We start from the raw sequence: 3,073 nt of genomic DNA on the forward strand, positions 1-3,073 counted from the left end.
TTTCATTTCATTAATTGAACCGTACACCAACGTTTTGTTCAACTTGGTTAAGTCCTCGAACCATTAGTACTAGTCCGCTCCATGCGTCGCCGCACTTCCACTTCTAGCCTATCTACCTTGTCATCTACAAGGGGTCTTACTTCATAAAGAATGGGAAATCTCATCTCGAGGCGAGTTTCACACTTAGATGCTTTCAGCGTTTATCTCATCCGTACATAGCTACTCAGCGATGCTCCTGGCGGAACAACTGATACACCAGAGGTACGTTCACCCCGGTCCTCTCGTACTAAGGGCAACTCCTCTCAAATTTCCTACGCCCGCGACGGATAGGGACCGAACTGTCTCACGACGTTCTGAACCCAGCTCGCGTACCGCTTTAATGGGCGAACAGCCCAACCCTTGGGACCGACTACAGCCCCAGGATGCGATGAGCCGACATCGAGGTGCCAAACCTCCCCGTCGATGTGGACTCTTGGGGGAGATAAGCCTGTTATCCCCAGGGTAGCTTTTATCCGTTGAGCGATGGCCCTTCCATGCGGAACCACCGGATCACTAAGCCCTACTTTCGTACCTGCTCGACTAGTCAGTCTCACAGTCAAGCTCTCTTGTGCCTTTACACTCTGCGAATGATTTCCAACCATTCTGAGAGAACCTTTGGGCGCCTCCGTTACCTTTTAGGAGGCGACCGCCCCAGTCAAACTGCCTGCCAGACACTGTCTTCCACCACGCTTAGTGGTGTGAGTTAGAGTGGTCATACAACGAGGGTAGTATCCCACCTGTGCCTCCATCGAAACTAGCGTTCCGACTTCAACGGCTCCTACCTATGCTGTACAAGCTGCACAAACACTCAATATCAAGCTACAGTAAAGCTCCATGGGGTCTTTCCGTCCTGTCGCGGGTAACCCGCATCTTCACGGGTCTTTAAATTTCACCGAGTCTCTCGTTGAGACAGTGCCCAGATCGTTACGCCTTTCGTGCGGGTCGGAACTTACCCGACAAGGAATTTCGCTACCTTAGGACCGTTATAGTTACGGCCGCCGTTTACTGGGGCTTCAATTCATACCTTCGCTTGCGCTAAGCACTCCTTTTAACCTTCCAGCACCGGGCAGGCGTCAGCCCCTATACGTCATCTTACGATTTTGCAGAAACCTGTGTTTTTGATAAACAGTCGCCTGGGCCTATTCACTGCGGCTCAGCTTTCGCTGAGCACCCCTTCTCCCGAAGTTACGGGGTCATTTTGCCGAGTTCCTTAACGAGAGTTCACTCGCTCACCTTAGGATGCTCTCCTCGACTACCTGTGTTGGTTTGCGGTACGGGCAGGTAAACACTAACTAGAAGCTTTTCTTGGCAGCGTGACATGGCGGACTTCCCTACTTTATTTCGGTCCTCATCATAACTTGTCCTTAAAGAGTCAAGCATTTAACTCAACTCAAGACTTGTTATTTAACCCAGCATATCCATCAGCTGGGATCCGTTAGCCTTCTGCGTCCCTCCATCGTTCAAACATGTTCACCTGGTACAGGAATCTCAACCTGTTATCCATCGACTACGCTTCTCAGCCTCGCCTTAGGTCCCGACTAACCCTGGGAGGACGAGCCTTCCCCAGGAAACCTTAGTCATACGGTGGACAGGATTCTCACCTGTCTTTCGCTACTCATACCGGCATTCTCACTTCTATGCGCTCCACCAGTCCTCACGGTCTGACTTCATCGCCCATAGAACGCTCTCCTATCGCGCCACTTACGTGGCACCCGTAGTTTCGGTGGTGTGTTTAGCCCCGGTACATTTTCGGTGCAGAATCACTCGACTAGTGAGCTATTACGCACTCTTTAAATGGTGGCTGCTTCTGAGCCAACATCCTAGTTGTCTATGCAACTCCACTTCCTTTTCCACTTAACACACACTTAGGGACCTTAACTGACGATCTGGGCTGTTCCCCTTTCGACAATGGATCTTATCACTCACTGTCTGACTCCCGGACATACGTGATTGGCATTCGGAGTTTATCTTAATTTGGTAACCCTAGATGGGCCCCGCACCAAAACAGTGCTCTACCTCCAACACGCTTCATTCCGAGGCTAGCCCTAAAGCTATTTCGGAGAGAACCAGCTATCTCCAAGTTCGATTGGAATTTCACCGCTACCCACACCTCATCCCAACATTTTTCAACATGTACGGGTTCGGGCCTCCAATGCGCTTTACCGCATCTTCACCCTGGACATGGGTAGGTCACCTGGTTTCGGGTCTACAACAACATACTTAAGCGCCCATTTCAGACTCGCTTTCGCTACGGCTCCGGTCTTTCCACCTTAACCTTGCATGTTATCGTAACTCGCCGGTTCATTCTACAAAAGGCACGCTATCACCCATTAACGGGCTCTAACTTCTTGTAGGCACATGGTTTCAGGAACTTTTTCACTCCCCTTCCGGGGTGCTTTTCACCTTTCCCTCACGGTACTGGTTCACTATCGGTCACTAGGGAGTATTTAGCCTTGCGAGATGGTCCTCGCGGATTCCGACCGGATTTCACGTGTCCGGCCGTACTCAGGATCCTACACGGGAGATTGCTTACTTTCGCATACGGGGCTATCACCCTGTCTCGCTCAGCTTCCCAGCTGATTCTGCTAATAAACAATTTTGTAACTCCACAATGGTAGTCCTACAACCCCAACATGCAAGCACGTTGGTTTGGGCTCTTCCGATTTCGCTCGCCGCTACTGTCGGAATCGATTTTTCTTTCTATTCCTGTTGCTAATGAGATGTTTCAGTTCACAACGTCTACCTTCAATTTAGCTATGTATTCACTAAATGATAACTTGTATAAACAAGTTGGGTTTCCCCATTCGGAAATCTCCGGATCAAAGCTTACTTACAGCTCCCCGAAGCATATCGGTGTTAGTCCCGTCCTTCATCGGCTCCTAGTGCCAAGGCATTCACCATGCGCCCTTAATAACTTAACCTATCAACTTGCGTTGATGATTCAAGTTTGAGTATTGTGGCTCAAAGGCCACAAGCGATTTAAACTAATTTAAAAAACTCAAAAAATTACGCGGTGTATTTTTTCGGCTCAATT

At 49.5% G+C, this 3,073-nt stretch carries 1 rRNA gene; it reads right to left on the minus strand.

Annotation, left to right across the window (positions count from 1 at the left end):
* Window positions 1-43: 43 nt before the first annotated feature.
* Window positions 44-2,960, minus strand: a 23S ribosomal RNA gene (locus IV50_RS07275).
* Between the last annotated feature and the right edge of the window lie 113 nt (window positions 2,961-3,073).

This window comes from Weissella viridescens, assembly GCF_001437355.1.
GTDB lineage: Bacteria > Bacillota > Bacilli > Lactobacillales > Lactobacillaceae > Weissella > Weissella viridescens.